This window comes from uncultured Roseibium sp., assembly GCF_947494555.1.
Lineage (GTDB): Bacteria > Pseudomonadota > Alphaproteobacteria > Rhizobiales > Stappiaceae > Roseibium.
Genome location: NZ_CANLVF010000002.1, coordinates 707979 through 725282 on the forward strand (window position 1 = coordinate 707979; position 17304 = coordinate 725282).

At 56.0% G+C, this 17304-nt stretch carries 14 protein-coding genes; 6 read left to right on the top strand and 8 right to left on the bottom strand.

All coding sequences use genetic code 11. The features are described from left to right. Positions 1 to 262: 262 nt before the first annotated feature. The 4 genes from Q0915_RS11740 to Q0915_RS11755 all read right to left on the bottom strand — a co-directional run bounded on the left by Q0915_RS11740 (position 263) and on the right by Q0915_RS11755 (position 5373). Entirely contained in the window at positions 263 to 1468 is a 1206-nt protein-coding gene (locus Q0915_RS11740) for an MFS transporter (RefSeq protein WP_299471611.1), read from the bottom strand. 62 nt (positions 1469 to 1530) lie between these two features. Then, positions 1531 to 3198, bottom strand: coding sequence for an NAD+ synthase (locus Q0915_RS11745; protein ID WP_299471613.1), 1668 nt, complete (start codon positions 3196 to 3198; stop codon positions 1531 to 1533). A gap of 97 nt (positions 3199 to 3295) precedes the next feature. Continuing rightward, positions 3296 to 3829, bottom strand: coding sequence for a response regulator (locus tag Q0915_RS11750; RefSeq protein WP_299471615.1), 534 nt, complete (start codon positions 3827 to 3829; stop codon positions 3296 to 3298). A gap of 161 nt (positions 3830 to 3990) precedes the next feature. Next, a complete protein-coding gene (locus Q0915_RS11755; protein WP_299471616.1) occupies positions 3991 to 5373 on the bottom strand; it encodes a class II 3-deoxy-7-phosphoheptulonate synthase in 1383 nt (460 codons plus the stop codon). A gap of 275 nt (positions 5374 to 5648) precedes the next feature. Here Q0915_RS11755 and Q0915_RS11760 point away from each other — a divergent pair, with 275 nt between their 5' ends. Next, the gene (locus Q0915_RS11760; RefSeq protein ID WP_299471618.1) at positions 5649 to 6380 is read left to right on the top strand and encodes a VIT1/CCC1 transporter family protein; all 732 of its coding nucleotides are present in this window, start codon (positions 5649 to 5651) and stop codon (positions 6378 to 6380) included. Between the two features lie 22 nt (positions 6381 to 6402). Here Q0915_RS11760 and Q0915_RS11765 read toward each other — a convergent pair whose 3' ends face one another. After that, a complete protein-coding gene (locus tag Q0915_RS11765) occupies positions 6403 to 6996 on the bottom strand; it encodes a gamma-glutamylcyclotransferase family protein (RefSeq protein WP_299471620.1) in 594 nt (197 codons plus the stop codon). Positions 6997 to 7050: 54 nt separating this feature from the next. On the opposite strand from Q0915_RS11765, the gene Q0915_RS11770 reads away from it, so the two are divergent. The 3 genes from Q0915_RS11770 to Q0915_RS11780 all read left to right on the top strand — a co-directional run bounded on the left by Q0915_RS11770 (position 7051) and on the right by Q0915_RS11780 (position 11613). Beyond that, positions 7051 to 8244, top strand: coding sequence for an aminotransferase class V-fold PLP-dependent enzyme (locus Q0915_RS11770; RefSeq protein WP_299471622.1), 1194 nt, complete (start codon positions 7051 to 7053; stop codon positions 8242 to 8244). Between the two features lie 105 nt (positions 8245 to 8349). Beyond that, positions 8350 to 9876, top strand: coding sequence for a diguanylate cyclase (locus tag Q0915_RS11775; protein ID WP_299471623.1), 1527 nt, complete (start codon positions 8350 to 8352; stop codon positions 9874 to 9876). Between the two features lie 192 nt (positions 9877 to 10068). Further along, positions 10069 to 11613 carry a diguanylate cyclase gene (locus tag Q0915_RS11780; RefSeq protein WP_299471625.1) on the top strand — a complete coding sequence of 515 codons (1545 nt, stop codon included), beginning with the start codon at positions 10069 to 10071 and terminating at the stop codon, positions 11611 to 11613. 31 nt (positions 11614 to 11644) lie between these two features. Here Q0915_RS11780 and gor read toward each other — a convergent pair whose 3' ends face one another. The 3 genes from gor to rpiA all read right to left on the bottom strand — a co-directional run bounded on the left by gor (position 11645) and on the right by rpiA (position 14499). Next, on the bottom strand, positions 11645 to 13021 hold the full coding sequence (gene gor / locus Q0915_RS11785) for a glutathione-disulfide reductase (RefSeq protein ID WP_299471627.1): 1377 nt from the start codon (positions 13019 to 13021) through the stop codon (positions 11645 to 11647). A 217-nt stretch (positions 13022 to 13238) separates the two neighbouring features. Beyond that, on the bottom strand, positions 13239 to 13754 hold the full coding sequence (locus tag Q0915_RS11790) for a DUF2059 domain-containing protein (protein ID WP_299471629.1): 516 nt from the start codon (positions 13752 to 13754) through the stop codon (positions 13239 to 13241). A gap of 52 nt (positions 13755 to 13806) precedes the next feature. After that, on the bottom strand, positions 13807 to 14499 hold the full coding sequence (gene rpiA / locus Q0915_RS11795; RefSeq protein ID WP_299471631.1) for a ribose-5-phosphate isomerase RpiA: 693 nt from the start codon (positions 14497 to 14499) through the stop codon (positions 13807 to 13809). Between the two features lie 321 nt (positions 14500 to 14820). On the opposite strand from rpiA, the gene Q0915_RS11800 reads away from it, so the two are divergent. After that, positions 14821 to 16491, top strand: coding sequence for a methyl-accepting chemotaxis protein (locus tag Q0915_RS11800; RefSeq protein ID WP_299471633.1), 1671 nt, complete (start codon positions 14821 to 14823; stop codon positions 16489 to 16491). 95 nt (positions 16492 to 16586) lie between these two features. Continuing rightward, on the top strand, positions 16587 to 17273 hold the full coding sequence (gene gph / locus Q0915_RS11805; RefSeq protein WP_299471635.1) for a phosphoglycolate phosphatase: 687 nt from the start codon (positions 16587 to 16589) through the stop codon (positions 17271 to 17273). Positions 17274 to 17304: the final 31 nt, after the last annotated feature.

Below are 17304 nucleotides of genomic sequence, written 5' to 3' on the forward strand. Positions count from 1 at the left end.
TTCTAATCATACTTTTCATCTCCATACCTCCAACATAGCTCAAAACGCGTGAATTTTCAAGTTTCGCAGCCATTTTACGCAGCTATCCTGAACCTAAGCTGAACAGTTGTGCCTGACATTGAAATGCGTCAGGGGCATTGTCCGCCACATAGCGCCTACGCCTCTAATATGGGCATTGAAGGAAACAAAATCAATCGGACCGGGAGCAACGCGGTGGGCCATCGCTCAATGACCGGCGCGGCAAATTGATGACGTCCGAGGCTTAGTGCCTTGCATATGCCCGCGACATTGCGGCCAGAACGCCGGTGAAAAGGAGGCAATAAAGCCCCATCGCGATGATCTGAGTATTGAAAGCAACGCCGATATCGATCAGCCAGCCGACCAGACCGGGCCCGGCGGCGGAGGCGAATACCATAATGGAAAAGGCAACGGCGCGGATCGCCCCCATATGCCTGGTCCCATAGACCTCGGGCCAGAATGCGCCAACAAGCGTACCATTGAAACCATGGCTGATGCCGACCAGGCCCAGAAACACGAAGGCCGCAGCCTGGGCATTAAAATTCGCAAGCACAAGACAGGCCAGCGTCAGGGGAATCAAAGCATAGGGCAGCAGTTGCCGCGCGGAGAACCGGTCAATCAGCGGGCCGATTGCAAGCGATGCACAGACGACACCCGCCGCCATCAGGAAAAACGCGCTCGCAAACACTTCAAGAGACCAACCGCGCAATTCGACAAGATAGACCTGATGGAAGAAGATGGCCGTTGCAATGAATGCCGGAGCGTTAAGGCCAAGTGAAACAAGCCAGAAACGCGGATCGAGCAACGCTTCCTTACGTGTCCATTGCCGTCCTTCGACCTTGGCTGACGCGATTTCGGCCGCTGAAGGCGTGCGCTCTTTGGCCAGAAGAATCATCATGACCGGGATCGCGACAAGCACAAGGACAAGGGACGATGCCGTCCACGCACCGCGCCAGCCGATTGTATTGCTCAAAACGACGAAGCAAAGAGGAAACAGGGCTTCAGCTGTCGGGAATCCCAGCATGGCAATCGACACGGCCCTTCCTCTTTGCGCGGAGAACCAGCGCCCGGCGGCCGTGATCGATGTGTGCGTCATCATCCCCTGCCCGCAAAGCCGAAGCCCGAAAAACGCGACAGCAACTGTCCACACCGCAAATGTGTGCGCCATTGCAAGGCAGAACAGCGCCAACCCTGCGATGACGACCAGAGCAATTTTCTGAACGGGAAAGTGGTCCAGGCTCTTGCCCACATAAGGCAGGATCAATGCACTGCCGAGCGTTGCCAGCATGTACAAAAGTCCCAGTTCGCCGTGGGTCAGACCGAATTCTGCGCGCAAGTCACCAGCGGACAGGGAAATGAAGAAAGTTTGCCCAAACCCTGAGAACACCGCCAGCAGATAACTGGACGAAAGCCAGCGCGCGTTGTCGCGCAGGAAAGTGAAGTAGCTCATGTCGACGAAGCCGTTTGCCCGAAACGGGACAAATCAGGAGGGGTTACGGCTCCGGACAGAAATCAACTGCGGTCCCGGAACCGGTTTGTGATTGGGTATCTGCGATCCTTGCCGAAATTCCGTTCGGTGATCTTGACGCCCGGTGGCGCCTGGCGCCGCTTGTACTCGGCAATATAAAGCAAATGCTCGATCCTGTGAATCAGAGCTTTGTCATGTCCGCGTTTTTCGATCTCGCCGACAGACATCTCCTCCTCGACAAGACATTCGAGAATATCATCCAGGACATCATAGGGTGGCAGGGAATCCTGGTCAGTCTGGTTCTCCCGCAGCTCCGCCGTTGGAACCTTGGTGATGATGTTGGTGGGTATCACTTCACCATCGGGACCGAGCAAACCGGCAGGTTTTTGAGCGTTGCGCCAGGCTGAAAGGTGATAGACCTGGGTCTTATAGAGATCCTTGATCGGGTTGTAGCCTCCGTTCATGTCCCCATAAAGGGTCGCATACCCGACTGACATTTCGGACTTGTTGCCCGTGGTCATGACCATCCGGCCAAACTTGTTGGAAACCGCCATGAGAATGACGCCGCGCGCACGCGACTGGAGATTTTCCTCCGTCGTGTCTTCGTTGGTTCCAGCAAAGAGACCGCCCAGCGCGGATCTGAAGCCTTCGACAGGCTCGGCAATCGGCACCGTGTCATAGCGTATTCCGAGTGCCGACGCGCAAGCTGCCGCATCCTTGATGCTTTCGTCAGACGTATATCGATAAGGAAGCATGATCGCGTGAACGCGGTCGGCACCAAGGGCATCGACCGCCATCGCCGCGCAAATTGCCGAATCGATACCACCTGACAAGCCCAGTACGACGCCCGGAAACCCGTTCTTGTCGACATAGTCGCCAAGCCCCAGAACACAGGCGCGCCAGTTGGCTTCGTCGAGATCCGGCAGTTTCGCGACCTCGCCGCTTTCGCAAATCCAGCCGTCGCCTGACCTCTTCCAGTCGCTGATGCCGAGCGCCGCTTCGAACTGGGGCATCTGGAATGCAAGCGAACGGTCCGCCTGCAGCGCGAACGAGCCGCCGTCGAACACAAGTTCATCCTGCCCGCCAAGCTGATTGCAGTAGACAAGCGGCAAGCCGGTTTCGACGACGCGCGATACAACAATCTGCAGCCGTTCCTCGGCGCGATTTACCCAATAAGGCGATCCATTAGGAACCAGAAGCAGCTCCGCACCTGTTTCCTCTAGGCACTCGCAGACTTCATCATTCCAGATATCTTCACAGACCGGCAAGCCTATGCGCACGCCTCGAAAATCAACGGGTCCGGGCAGCGGTCCGGCGGTAAACACCCGTTTTTCGTCGAAAACGCTGTAATTGGGCAGATCGTATTTGTAACGCACTGCGCGCACTTCACCCTGGTCCAAAAGAACAACCGCGTTGTACACCTCTCCGTCGCTGCCCACCCAAGGCGTTCCGACCACAAGCCCGGGGCCACCATCGGAGGTCTCGGCAGCAAGCTGCTCGGCGGCTTCCATGCATCTTTGAACGAAGGCCGGCTTCAGAACGAGGTCTTCCGGCGGATAGCCTGCAAGAACCAGTTCGGAGAAAAGAACCAGATGCGCGCCTTTGTCGGCAGCGTCGCGACGTGCCTTGCGGACAAGCTCCGCATTGCCGGAAACGTCACCTACTGTCGGATTGAGCTGCGCAACCGCCAGCCTGAATTGATCGGTAATCATGGGAATAGCACCAGGATGAGTCTTTCATCCCTGATTTAGCGCCAAGGCCGGATGGTTGCAATCACTCAGATCCGTATAACCGACCAACGCATCAACACTACAGCAGCGCAAGCCCGGTATCGTCTTCCGGCTCTGCATCGGATGCATCATCAGAGATACCGGCGATGTTGAGCTTTCTCGACTTTTGCTGAGAACCGGGTCCCATTATGCCTTTTGACCTGCCCTGCATTTCCTGCCGCTCGAGAATATCTCCGATGTGGCGGTAGAGAATCGCCGGAGCAATCGGCTTGGCGACAAAACCGTGGACACCGATTCCCATCGCCTCCAGGATGGTCGCGCGGTTGGCATGTGCTGAAATCACGAGAACCGGCACGGTTGAAATCACCATATCGTGGTCACCGCGCAAAATTCTCAGGAATTCACTGCCGCCAAATGGGTTCATGACCCAGTCGAGCAAAACGATGTCTGGCTTGCGGTCGACGACCAGTTCCAAAGCCTCAGCACCATCACTTGCTTCAAAGATGGACCGGACGCCGAAACCGGAGAGCACCGAACGTACGATCGTGCGCATGTGTGGATTGTCTTCCGCGATCAGGCACGAAATTCTCGAAAGATCCCACTTGTCACGCAACTCGGTTTCTCCGCCACTCAAGTCAATGAGGCCCAATATGAGAAACGAGCGTTAAATGTGGCTTACTAGAGTTGCAAAAATTTCACAAAGCCCGCTTTGAGAACCAAAAAGGGTGGCCGGAGCCACCCTTCAAGGTACCGTTATGAGACTTGAACGCCTGCTCAGGCGCTTGCGGCGATCGGTTGAGCCTGGCGTCCGTCACGTTCTTTCTTGAGGTTTTCGGCGATCAGGAACGCCAATTCCAAGGCCTGGTCTGCATTCAGGCGCGGATCGCAATGCGTGTGATAGCGGTCACCGAGTTGCTCGGCAGTCAGAGCACGCGCACCGCCCGTGCATTCGGTGACGTTGCGGCCGGTCATTTCGACATGGACACCGCCGGCATGCGTTCCTTCGGCCCTGTGGACTTCAAAGAAACTCTCCACCTCTTTCAGGATGCGGTCGAACGGTCTGGTTTTGTAGCCGCCCGCCGTGATGGTATTGCCGTGCATGGGGTCGCATGACCAGATCACCGACCTGCCTTCGCGCTCAACAGCCTGAACTAGTTGCGGCAAATGGTCGAACACCTTGTCCGCACCAAAGCGCGCGATCAGGGTCAAACGACCAGGCTCATTGTCCGGGTTGAGAAGGTCGATAAGCTCCATCAATCCGTCAGGTGTCAGCGACGGTCCGCATTTCAAGCCGATCGGGTTTTTGATCCCGCGGAAGAATTCAACATGCGCATGGTCCGGTTGCCGTGTCCGGTCACCGATCCAGAGCATGTGGCCCGATGTCGCGTACCAGTCTCCGGAAGTGGAATCGACACGCGTGAGCGCTTCTTCGTAGCCCAGCAGCAACGCTTCGTGGCTTGTGAAGAAATCTGTGCCACGCATTTGCGGCACATTGTCCGAGCTGATGCCGCACGCGCGAATGAATGCCAGGGCTTCCGTGATCCGGTCGGCCAGTTCCTTGTATCGGTGACCTTGCGGGCTGTCGGTAATAAAGCCGAGCATCCACTGGTGCACCTGATCAAGGTTGGCGAAACCGCCTTGCGCAAACGCACGAAGAAGGTTCAAGGTCGCTGCAGACTGGCGATAGGCCATCGCCATCCGGCCCGGATCCGGTATCCGGCTGTCTGAAGAAAAATTGATATCGTTGATAATGTCGCCGCGATAGCTCGGCAGTTCCACGTCGTCCTTCTTTTCAAAATTCGACGAGCGCGGTTTTGCGAATTGGCCCGCGATGCGGCCAACCTTAACGACAGGCTGGCTCGCAGCGTAGGTCAGAACAACCGCCATCTGAAGAAAGACGCGGAAAAAGTCGCGGATGTGATCGGGATGGTGCTCGGCAAAGCTCTCTGCACAGTCACCGCCCTGCAGCAGAAAACCGTTGCCGGCAGCGACATCGGCGAGTTGCTGTTTCAGCGCGCGCGCCTCACCTGCAAACACGAGCGGCGGATACGTCGACAGGCGCTGTTCAACACTCGCCACAGTCTCTTGATCCGGGTATTCCGGAACCTGCAAGATCGGCTTCGATCTCCATGTTTCCGGGCTCCACTTCTCCGCCATTTTTTCTACTCCTACTGGACGCGCGCCATGTCTCGCATTGTTGCGCGCGATCCGCACTATTCTAGATCTTTTCCGTTTGCGCTTCTAAAGCAAACGTGCGGCGTTATACACGCCGATGAATGCTAACGCCACAGGGTAAATCAGCCAAATTCGCGCCTATCGTGGCACAACATCTTGCCGAAGCGCCTTGTTCATGCCCAAGCACGTTGACTTTGATCATGGCTCCATTCGTTCTTACCGCTCACGCTGTCTGTTCGATAGACCAGGACAGACAAATGCCCGTTCCCGTTTTGGAGCACAGTCACCGGCCCGACGAAATCGCGTCCAGACTTTCTGTAAGGCCCAAAGCCAGTTACCTGCGCGACTGGATCTACGGCGGCATTGATGGCGCTGTTACCACGTTCGCTATCGTTGCAGGCGCTGTTGGCGCGTCGCTGACGCCCAATATCATCCTTGTTCTTGGGGTGGCAAATCTTCTCGCAGACGGCTTTTCTATGGCAGCGGCGAATTACAGCGGCTCGAAATCTGAAGATGAGGCCTATGCCCGCCTTCTGGCCATCGAGGAAAAGCACATCTGCCTTGCGCCAGAAGGCGAAAGGGAAGAAATCAGGCAGATTTTCAGGGCCAAGGGATATGAAGGCGACGACCTTGACGACCTGGTGCGCCTTGTCACGTCCAACCGGGCGACGTGGCTCGAAACAATGATGCAGGCGGAGTACGGTCTCACAGCAAGCACACGCTCACCGCTCAAAGCGGCATGCGCGACGTTTGCCGCCTTCGTCTTCTGCGGCAGTCTCCCGCTTTTGCCGTTTGTCTTTGGCTTCAGATCATCCGCGGTCTATACGACAATTCTTACCGCACTCGCTTTTTTCCTGATTGGTTCGATCAAGTCACGCTGGTCGACAAAGGGCTGGCTGTATTCGGCGTTCGAAACGACGGGAATTGGACTTTCGGCGGCCGCAATTGCCTATCTCGCGGGTTACCTCCTGCGTGGAATAAGTGTTTGATGAGACCTTATGCGATAGCGTTTCAGCGTGGCCCGATAAAGTTCAAGCCATGGGATTTCGTCGCCATGTCGATCGCATCGCGCACCTGTTCATCAAGCGTGACGGCTCTTGGATAGACCGGCGCGTGCCTGTCCTTGAGAACGGGTACATGCCATCCCTCTGTTGTCTCCAGAAAATGCTCGATGCCGTCTTTGCCCCACAAGCGATAGAAACCGGCCAGCACGCAGTCGAGGTAACTCTGCAGTATCGGGTGGGTTTCGGTTCCCCACCGGTAATGCTCAGGCGCGGCCACAAAGACAAAAAGGTCTCCCGGCCCCTCGTCCTGCGCCGTGTCGCATCGGAACGAAACGCCGAGCGAACCGACCTTGCGATATCTTTTTTCGCGGCGCTCAAGCTCTTCGAGCCCGGTGCGGGGTTCACGCACCATGACACCCCAGATCTCCTTCCCCGGATCTTCGCGGATACTGAGAGCGCATCGGCCCTGACCCTCGCTTCCTTCACCGCAAACACGCCACTCGCGCACCCAGCCTTTGAGCCTGCCAGGTGTCGCGTCCGCTTTCGGCGGCAGCGTGTCAAGATTGACGAGGGAGCCATAACCAAAATATGTGATCGTCATTGAGCGCAGGTCTTTGATTTGCGGACTGCCAATAACACGGAGCCGAAGGTTGCCATGATCGTCCCGTCCCTTTCCCGGCATGATGTTGCGGTATTAAGAGAAGATACACCCGGTTTAGGGGAGCTCATCCACTTTAACAATGCCGGAACCGGACTGGCCCTAAAGCCCGTTCTCAATGCCGTCATTGGTCATCTGGAAGCGGAAGCCAATCTGGGCGGCTATGAAGCTGCGGCCAGGGCAAAATCGAGCCTTGATACCTTTTACTCGGCGCTCGCAGCACTGATCGGCAGCAAACCACACGAGATTGCCTACGTCGAAAACGCAACGCGTGCCTGGGACATGGCGTTTTACGGAGTTGATTTTCGGGAGGGCGACCGCATCGTCACCGGGCGGGCCGAGTATGTTTCGAACTATGTTGCCTTCCTGCAAATGAAAAAGCGCAAGGGGGTAGAAATCGATGTTGTCGAAGATGATGCCGACGGCCAGATCGATCTGAAGGCACTGAACAGCGCCATCACTGCCAGGACGCGTCTGATCGCCCTCACCCACATTCCAACATTTTCGGGCCTGATCAACCCGGCAGAGGATGTCGGTGAAATCGCCCGGTCCAAGAAAATTCTTTATCTCCTCGACGCGTGTCAGTCGGCAGGACACATCCCGCTCAACGTCAACGCAATCGGCTGTGACATGCTGTCCGGAACAGGCCGCAAGTATCTCCGCGGTCCGCGGGGGACCGGTTTTTTGTATGTCAGCGATCAGATCCTGGATCAGCTGGATCCGCCTTTTGTTGATCTGCAATCAGCGAACTGGCTGGACGACAACACCTATGAGCTCGTGCCGCATGCCCAGAGGTTCGAAACGTGGGAGCGCTATGTGGCTGGCCAGATCGGACTTGGCGTTGCCGTCACCTACGCCATCGGATTTGGAATGGAGCGGATCGGAAACCGGATCTGTGCGCTCGCGGCACAGCTTAGGACCGAACTCTCAGCACTCTCAGATGTAACGCTGCACGACAAAGGCGCGCGCAAGGGCGGGATCGTTACGTTTACAGTCGACGGCGAAGCGCCTGGCGAGACCCAGCTGCGATTGTCGAAAGCCGGCATAAACGTCTCGGTCAGCAGCGCAACCTCTGCGCAGATCGATCTGCCGCACCGCGGCCTGGACGCAGTCGTGCGCGCCTCCTTGCATGCGTTCAATACAGAAGACGAAATAGAACGTTTCGTTAAGGCTCTCGGCAAATCGGAGTGATTTTTCGCGAGAACAAGAGGGCGGAGCACGCTGCGTTAAGCTTCATCTGGTATTCGAATTACCAGATTGAAGGGGGTGTCAGCTTTGCTGGGAAACGACGCAGACATGGGACAGTCGTATGTTGCGGCCACGAGCCGTGCAACGACGGGACGGCAGATCAAGATCTGGATCTTCGGCCTGGCCGTATTGCTGATCGTTTTATCAACAGCCTCGCTTACCTTCATTGCCCATCTGGCCTGGAGAGAGGCCGACAGACGCTCGCTTGAAGGCGACAAACTTCGTTTCACCAGCGCGATGAATTCCTACCAGCGCCTCATTGCGATGGATCAGACGGACATAGCGCAATGGGACGAGACCTTTATGGCGCTGCAGCGTCCGCTGGACCGGGATTTCATCGAAGGCCAGTTCATCGCTGAGATTTGGGAGCAGTTCGATCTGGAGCGAACATTCATCGTTTCCACGAGCGGCGATCTGGTCGCACAAGCTCTTGAAGACAATGTGCGATTTCCAGAGCGGATGACGCCGGCGGATCCGGTCATCCGAGAGTTGGCGCAACGGACACGGGAAAGCTTCGAAGCCAGAAAACGTCAATCGAATTCCGGTTTCGCCGAGTGGTACTTGCCGCAATCGGTCTTGCTTGATGTCTCCAATTCCGCCTTTGCGACGATCGACGGCAAGCCGGCTCTTCTTGTCGCCGTGCCGATATTGCCTGACTATGGACGCGTAAGGCTCACCGGTGAGTATCCGGCTGTCCTGGTCAACGCGGTTTACTTCGACGACTTCCTCGTTTCAGAACTCAACGAAACGCTTAACTACCGGGATCTGACATTCCAAGTCGGTGAACCTGCCAATATGCATCCGACAAATCACCTCATCTGGGCTGCGGATGGATCGGTCCTCGGCTATTTCAGCTGGGATCAGGCCAAGCCCGGTCTGCATATCTGGCTCATGGCTCTGCCGCTTATTTTGCTGATGACAGTGATCATTTCGGTTATCGCCTTCGCTGCCGCAGCGAGGATCAGCCGCCTGTCGAATTCGCTTGAAGAAAGCGAACGCAAAAATCATCACTTTGCGAACCACGATGCATTGACGGGACTGCCGAACCGTCACCACTTTTCCGACCGTCTCGCCTATTCGATCGACAGTCTCCCTGAAAAAGGGTTTGCCCTGTTCACCTGTGACCTGGATCGTTTCAAACCAATAAACGATACTTACGGGCACGAAGCCGGTGACAAGGTTTTGTGCCAGGTCGCCGCGAGATTTCAGACCCATTTCGGCAAGGACGCGGTCGTCTGCCGGATCGGCGGTGATGAGTTCATCGTGCTCCTGACGGCCTATTCCAGCCTTCAGGAACTGGAAGATCTCGCCGATCAGCTCCAAGAATCCATGTCAGCTCCCATAGAGGTCGGTCACGGCGAGAACGTTGAGGTTGGTGTTAGCATCGGCATCGCGACTGCCCCTGAGTGCGGTCTGAATGACAAGGACCTTATCCGGATGGCCGACATGGCTCTTTACCGGGCCAAAGAGAACGGTCGCAATGCGATCGAGTTTGCCGCACCACTTTATCTGGAAGCAAGATCCGGCGCCGCGCATTCCGACCAGACCTATTCAAGACGCACCGCCGCGAAATAACCTTCAAGCGTCGAGATAGCGCCCGAATTAGGCAAGACTTACAATATTTAAATAAAAATGCCTCGCGTCTATCACTAATAATTCATCTTCGCGAACACCATCGCCACGTCTTATTAATTCCTTTCATTTTACACTGTATAGAATCTCGAATGACTTAAAATAACTTTACGTAGCATCTTAAGAGACTGCAACTTGACCGAATTTCGCAGAAGATACAGCGATCAGGCTCCCAAACAGGCAAAGCAGCATATTTCGCGGCTTGCCTTCATGCTTGCAGCGCTTCTCATTGCGGTCACATCGGTATCCTTGCTTTTCGTCGGCTTCATTGCGACGCGCGCGTCCAATCAGCAGACGATCGCGAATGAGGAACGATTGTTTGAAAGTGTCCTCACCGACGAATTGCGCGCTCTTGTACGCGAACAGCTCAGGATCACCTCCTCGGATCTTTCTGTCGAAAACCTGGTGCACACTTTGGATCCGGCCTATGCAAGGCAGAGCTTCGACGTGCTCTGGACCGACTACGGCCATGACAAGATCATCCTGATTTCCGGAAACAACACCGTTCTTGCAGAGTCATTCGAAGACTATACCCACATAGTCAGCCGTCCGCTTGCCGAGACTCCGGAGCTGGAGGTGATTGTCCGGCAGCTGACTTCGAAATATATGCTCAACCGTGTTCGGGTTCCCGGCGGTTTCGGACACCGCTCACTCCATGATGTGAAGCCAGCAGACTATGCTTCAATGGGGTTTGCCCGCCTGGACGGAAGACCGGTGATGTTTGGTGCCATGCCCGTGATCCCGGACCGTTACGAGACCAAACTGCCCGACGGACCGCCAACGATCCTGATGTCGGCCCGCTACATTGACAGCGAACTCACACAACAACTGAATTCTCAGCCTGACTTCACCGCATTCAAATTTCAGGAAACGGCTGCTCCCCCTCTCGACGGCCCGTTCCGAGCAGTACGAAGTCAATCAGGAACTCTCATGGGCGCGTTTCACTGGGAAAGCGGGTCCGCCACCACATCGATCTGGCCTACGATCATACCCGTGATCGCCATCCTCAGTGTCGCGCTTGGCGCGCTTGCATTCGGAATTGCATGGCGCATCGGACGCCTGACAAGTTCGCTTCAAGCCAGTGAACAGCAAAACCGCTATCTTGCGCTTCACGACACGCTTTCCGGCCTTGGCAACAGACTATTGTTCAACCGGGTGCTGGACGGCTCGGTCAAGGAACTTCCGGAAAAACAATTTGCTGTTCTTCATTGCGATCTGGACAAGTTCAAAGAGGTCAACGACACGTTGGGACATGCAGCCGGAGACGCGGTGATCAAGGCCATAGCATCGCGATTGCAGGAGACGATCGGCCGCCAGGGGCTGGTGTGCCGTATTGGCGGCGACGAGTTCATGATAATTTACCGGAAGGACACCTCGAAAGTCCGGCTGCAATCGCTTTGTGATGCACTTATCGCATCCGCTCAGGCTCCAGTCACGCTCCCGGGGGAACACGAGGCATGCGTCGGGCTCAGCATCGGTATCGCGCGCGCGCCTCAAGACAGCTCCAAGCCGGAACAACTTGTGGGCCAGTCCGACGCTGCGCTTTACCAATCCAAGGATCTCGGCAGAAGCCGATACTCATTTTTTGCCGACACACTCCAGGGTGGGCACCGCAACACCGCAGTGGCCCCGGGGCCGGTGCGCGAACACGCCGGGCTTCGTTCCGCAAAATCAGCTTAAGGGGCTATTCGCCTCTATCGGCTTTCCCGGCCTATCCGCGCAGTTGTTCGCTCGGCTCACGCATCGTGACCAGTTCCTCAGCAGCTGTCGGATGCACTGCGATGGTCCTGTCGAAATCAGCCTTTGTGGCTCCCATCTGCAGTGTAACTCCCAGGATCTGGGCAAGTTCACCCGCATCCGGCCCGACAACATGCACACCCAGAACCTTCTGTGTGTCCGCATCCACGATCATCTTCATCAGCATTTTTTCGTCGCGGCCGGATAGAGTGTGTTTCATCGGCCGGAAGCTGGACTTGTAGATATCGAGATTTGGAGTTTGCTCCAGGGCCTGCTCTTGCGTCAGGCCAACCGTTCCCATCTCGGGCTGTGAGAAAACCGCAGTCGCAATAAGGCTGTGATCGACACTCCAGGACTTGTTTCCGAAGACGGTATCTGCAAACGCATGGCCTTCGCGGATTGCGACCGGTGTGAGATTTGCACGGTTGGTTACATCTCCAACGGCGTAGATCGAATCAACGTTCGTCTTCGAGTCAGCGCTCACCTTGATCGCACCGATCCGATCGGTTTCGACGCCTGCCTTTTCCAGTCCAAGATCCTTGGTGTGCGGATTGCGGCCGATAGCGAACATGATTTTGTCCGCTTCCAGCGTCTTTCCGCTCTTTGTATGACCGATCAACGACCCGTCGCTTCGTTTTTCAATGCTGGAGAAGGTATCGCCCAGGACGACCTTGATGCCTTTCTTCTCCATTTCCTGACGAACCGTCGTGCGCAGATCCATGTCGAATCCACGCAGGATCTCCTCGCCGCGATAAATCAGCGTGGTGTCGACCCCGAGACCATTGAAGATGCCGGCAAATTCAACCGCAATATAGCCACCGCCTGCGACAATGATCTTGGAAGGAAGCTCTGCCATGTGGAAGGCTTCGTTCGAGGTGATCACGTGCTCCATGCCCGGCACGCTGTTGTCGACATTGGGTGACGCTCCGACAGCGACCAGGATGTATTTGGCGCTTACGGTCTGTCCGGTCGACAGCAGACGCACCGTATGCGGGTCTTCGATCACCGCACGGCTGTCATGTACTTCAACGTTTGTCCGTTCAAGGTTGCGACGGTAGAGACCTTCCAGGCGCGTGATTTCCTGATCCTTGGCAGCGATCAGCTTTTCCCACGAAAAACTGCGCTCTCCAACGGACCAGCCAAACCCTTCCGCGTCCTCGAATTCCTCTGAGAACTTGGAGGCATAGACAAACAGCTTTTTGGGAACACATCCGCGAATGACACATGTCCCGCCGTATCTGTACTCTTCGGCAATTCCAACGCGGGCACCATGGGTCGCGGCAATGCGCGCAGCCCGGACGCCGCCCGATCCGCCGCCAATTACAAATAGGTCGTAGTCGTAGTCGCTCATGTCTGCCTCTTGTTAACGTCGCCTGCCCATATGCAGCGCGTTCCCAGCCTGCCCCAGATAGGCGATGCATTTCATCGTACAAGACATGACGCGGGTGAATGCAAGTCAGCCCTGCAGAAAACCGGGCTCACCAAACCAAATTGGGCCGCGATTGCGACCCAATCTCCGGCAAAAAGCCAGCATCAAATCTCTGTGTATGATGCGTCAGACAAGCTGTTCACTGCGGCTGATTTCGCTTTTGCAGCTCCTGCTGAACCATGGTCACCATGTCAGTGGAAAGCTTGTCCTGCCACTCGCGGGCCGCGCCGACGGAAAGCTGGGTAACAACCGGCAGAGTGCTGGTCAGCTTTTGCCCCAGATCTGTCTGGTAAAAAACTGCGAGCTCATTCAACTCGTCTTCAGTAAAGTTCTTTGCCCACGCCTGGTAAACCAAACTGTTCAGATCAACCCGGGTCGGCGCGAGTTGCAGAGCGACTTCCTGGGTCACTTCAATGATCTCTTCTGCACGTGCCGGTTCAGCCTGAATGAACGCGGTTCGGGTCTGCTCGGCAAGGATCGGCAGGATATCGTCAAACGGCTCCAGAACCTTGGTAACTTCTGCAACGCGCTTGGCCGCGGCTAGGTGGCTCTCGGCAATCTCGTCCTGCGCAATCGACGCGCTTGTGAAAAATGCTGTGGCACTGAAGACTGCGCCAATAACAGCGGCCCGCGGCAACGCTTTCATAAGTGTCATTTTCTACTCCTCGGCGGCTGTCAGACAGTGTGTAGACGCCAAATCCAAACAATCAAACAGGTAAAACGGTCTTTACCCCATTCGTACCTGCTACGTAAGCCTTTGTTGCTAGTCCGATGAAAAGGCCGTGTTCAACGACACCAGGTATCTCAACGAGCCGGGTAGCCAGAGATTGTGCCTGAGTTATGGCCTCAAGGTGGGCATCAAGGATGTAATGTCCGCCATCGGTGACAAAAGGCGTCGCAACGCCGCCCCTCAAAACCAGTTTCTGTGGCAGATCGAACTCACCAAGGACCTGTGAGATTGCGTTTGTTGTCGTTTTCAGACCGAAAGGCACGACTTCGATCGGAAGTGGAAATCTGCCAAGCGTGGCGACTTCCTTGCTGCTGTCGGCGATCACAATCATCCGACCGGACGCTGAGGCAACGATTTTCTCGCGCAAAAGCGCGCCGCCGCCGCCCTTGATCAGGGTCAGTTGCGCATCCAGCTCGTCTGCACCGTCGATTGTAAGATCAAGCTCGGGGAGATTCTCAAGCGTGGTCAGTTGGATCCCGAGATCAGCCGCAAGCGTGTGGGTTCGTTCGGACGTCGCAACGCCGATAACATCCAGGCCGCCCCTCACCCGCTGAGCAAGCGCATGCACGAAAAATTCTGCAGTCGACCCGGTTCCGATTCCCAACCGCATTCCCGGCAAGACGTCTTCTGCCGCGCGTTCAGCTGCTTGTTTCTTAAAATCGTCGCTCACCACTGTTTCCCTCGCCCGGCACCCGAGAGCGTGGGTGACAGTCTTTTGTCTTTCTTTGCCGCGGCGTGCTTAACATGCGCGGCAAGCATGGGTCCAGTGGCATTGCCGACATCAAGGCAGAAACCGACGCGGCTGCGCCAAAGTGTGATTTCATTAACCATGACTTTAGATTGATTTGCGATGTTTTGCCGACTTCATGAGCTTAGAAAAGCCTGGCCAAACATGAAATTATTTCGTCGCAAGCAAAACCGCCAAGACCAGTCGATCACTCCGTCCCAGACCTTTGTGGAGGAAAGTGAGCCAGGTGGCTCACAAGATACGATGCCCCAGGCCTCCGACCAGCTGGAGTTCGTGCTCGACAGCCTTGAAGACGACCTCCAGGTTGCTGCCAAGACGATAAACGTTGCCGCAGACAAGGTTCAGGACCGCCTCGCTGGTCAGATGCAGACCCTGGAAAAGATCCGAAGCGACACCCAGTCTTTGTCCGATCAGTCATCGATCGCCGATGAAAATGCCTCCAGCCTTGCAACCTCAATCCAGGAGCTTTCTGCCTCAAGCGGTGAAATCGGATCGCAGGTCGAAGTTTCCAACAAGCTGGCAGACGAGGCGCGGGAAATAGCGGACCAGGCCAACGATGGCGTTCTGGAACTCAAAAGCGCAATCGACGATATCGCGAATGTCGTGAGCCTCATCTCAGACATTGCAAAGCAGACGAACCTTCTTGCACTGAATGCGACGATCGAAGCGGCCAGAGCCGGAGAAGCCGGAAGGGGCTTCTCTGTTGTCGCAAACGAGGTCAAGGCCCTGTCCGTTGAAACACAATCCGCGACGGAACAGATCGTTGCAAATATCGAAAAGCTGAACCTGTCTGCGGAGCACAGTCTTGGGTCGGTCAACCAGATTATCGACGTGATCGGCAAGATACGGCCAAGTTTTTCCGCTGTGGAAGATGCCGTCCGGTCGCAGGTGGACACGACCAATCTGATAGGTGAGCAGGCCAACAAGACTGCCGAGTTCGCCCAAGAAGTCGTTCATAAGGCGCAGGCCATAACGGAGAGCGCTGTTTCGGCGGAGGAAGGTGGAACGCGTGCGCGTGAAACCGGATCCCAGATGAGCGAGGCGACCAAGTCGCTTCAAAGCCGCTTTACAATGATGATCCGGCAAACGGGCCTCGGCAACAGGCGTCAACACGACAGATTGCCGGTGAAGCTCGCAGGATCGATCTCCGGAAGTGGCGTGTCGGCACGCGGCGAAACACTGGACATCTCCGAAGGTGGGCTGCTCTTCAAGGCTGCGGAAAATGTCGGGCTCCGGCAAAACGAAACGGTCCAGCTTGACCTGAGCGGCCTGGGAAAGACATCAGCACGCCTCGTGGCTGTGTCGGAAAACGGATTTCACTGCTGTTTCGTCGATCCGGATCAGGCCTTCGAGAACGCCCTGCATCGTAAGATCGCCTCGATACACGAAAGCTATTCAAGAGAAGTTGAGTGCGCGCAATCTGGCGCCTTGAGGATCGCAAATGCGATGGAGGAGCTTGTTGCCCGCCACACATTGAATTCGGACGATCTGTTCGATACCGGCTATCAGCCGATTGCAGGAACAAATCCCCTCCAGGTCTCGACAAAAGCGCTTCGCCACCTGGAAACAATCCTTCCCGATATTCAGGAAGATATTCTGGCATCGGGCAAACCCCACGGGATGGCCTTTTGCGCCTCGGTCGACAGAAACGGCTATCTTCCCGTTCACAATCTCGTCTTCTCCAATCCACAGCGTCCCGATGATCCTGTCTGGAACACGGCCAACTGCAGAAACAAACGGATTTTTGACGACCGTGCGGGCTTGAGCGCGGCGCGGAATACGCGACCTTTCCTGATCCAGTCCTACGCGCGCGACATGGGCGGCGGAAACATTGTGTGGATGAAGGAAGTAGACGCACCAATTCTTGTCCAGGGCCGTCATTGGGGCGGGTTCAGAACGGCTTACAAGCTTTAAACAAGTCGTTTCAGAACCGGTCCCGGCCACCCGGCCTTGCCGTTGAACGCAGTTCCGGCTAGGCAAGCGTTTCCTGAACTGCCCATGAGGATTCCATGACCGTTCTTGTCTTTGACCTGGATGGCACTCTTGTGTCTTCCATGGAGGATCTTGTCGCAGCCTTAAATGCGGTGCTCACGGCAAACGGGCACAATGCGGTTCCCGAGGAGAATGTCTCCCATATGGTTGGAATGGGTGCGAAGGTCCTGATCCAGCGCGGCCTGGAATTCAACCAGATCGAATGGACAGACGAATTGGTCGAGCCGCTCTTTCACCAGTTCCTCGACTACTATGCCGCCAACATTGCGGTCCATACGCGCGCGTTCGAAGGCGTCGTTGCCACGCTTGAAAGGCTGCGCGGCGAAGGCTGGAAGCTGGCGGTGTGTACCAACAAGGCGGAAAAGCTAACGCTGCCGCTGCTCGAAGTCCTCGATCTCGCACAGTATTTCGACGCCGTCGTCGGCGGCGATACCTACCCGGTTTCCAAGCCGCATAAAGATCCTCTGCACGGGGCGATAAACCGCGCCGGAGGTAAGGTCCGCGGATCGATCATGATTGGCGACAGCGGCACTGACATAGATGCCGCCCGCAACGCAGGCATACCCGTCATTGCGGTTGATTTCGGCTATACACCCGTTCCGGTCACTGAACTCGGCCCGGACAAGGTGATCTCGCACTTCGATGAACTGGCAGACGCGATTGCCGATGTGATGTCCGGACCATCTGTCGCAAACCATCGCTGATGCTTCTGTCAGCGCCGTTACGCTTCCAACG

Bases quoted from the DNA above. Each gene is read 5' to 3' on its own strand.
- Q0915_RS11770 (WP_299471622.1), top strand. From the start codon at position 7,051: ATGATCGTCCCGTCCCTTTCCCGGCATGATGTTGCGGTATTAAGAGAA.
- Q0915_RS11755 (WP_299471616.1), bottom strand. From the start codon at position 5,373: ATGGCGGAGAAGTGGAGCCCGGAAACATGGAGATCGAAGCCGATCTTG.
- Q0915_RS11790 (WP_299471629.1), bottom strand. From the start codon at position 13,754: ATGACACTTATGAAAGCGTTGCCGCGGGCCGCTGTTATTGGCGCAGTC.
- Q0915_RS11765 (WP_299471620.1), bottom strand. From the start codon at position 6,996: ATGACGATCACATATTTTGGTTATGGCTCCCTCGTCAATCTTGACACG.
- Q0915_RS11740 (WP_299471611.1), bottom strand. From the start codon at position 1,468: ATGAGCTACTTCACTTTCCTGCGCGACAACGCGCGCTGGCTTTCGTCC.
- Q0915_RS11760 (WP_299471618.1), top strand. From the start codon at position 5,649: ATGCCCGTTCCCGTTTTGGAGCACAGTCACCGGCCCGACGAAATCGCG.
- Q0915_RS11745 (WP_299471613.1), bottom strand. From the start codon at position 3,198: ATGATTACCGATCAATTCAGGCTGGCGGTTGCGCAGCTCAATCCGACA.
- gor (WP_299471627.1), bottom strand. From the start codon at position 13,021: ATGAGCGACTACGACTACGACCTATTTGTAATTGGCGGCGGATCGGGC.
- Q0915_RS11775 (WP_299471623.1), top strand. From the start codon at position 8,350: ATGGGACAGTCGTATGTTGCGGCCACGAGCCGTGCAACGACGGGACGG.
- Q0915_RS11800 (WP_299471633.1), top strand. From the start codon at position 14,821: ATGCCCCAGGCCTCCGACCAGCTGGAGTTCGTGCTCGACAGCCTTGAA.
- gph (WP_299471635.1), top strand. From the start codon at position 16,587: ATGACCGTTCTTGTCTTTGACCTGGATGGCACTCTTGTGTCTTCCATG.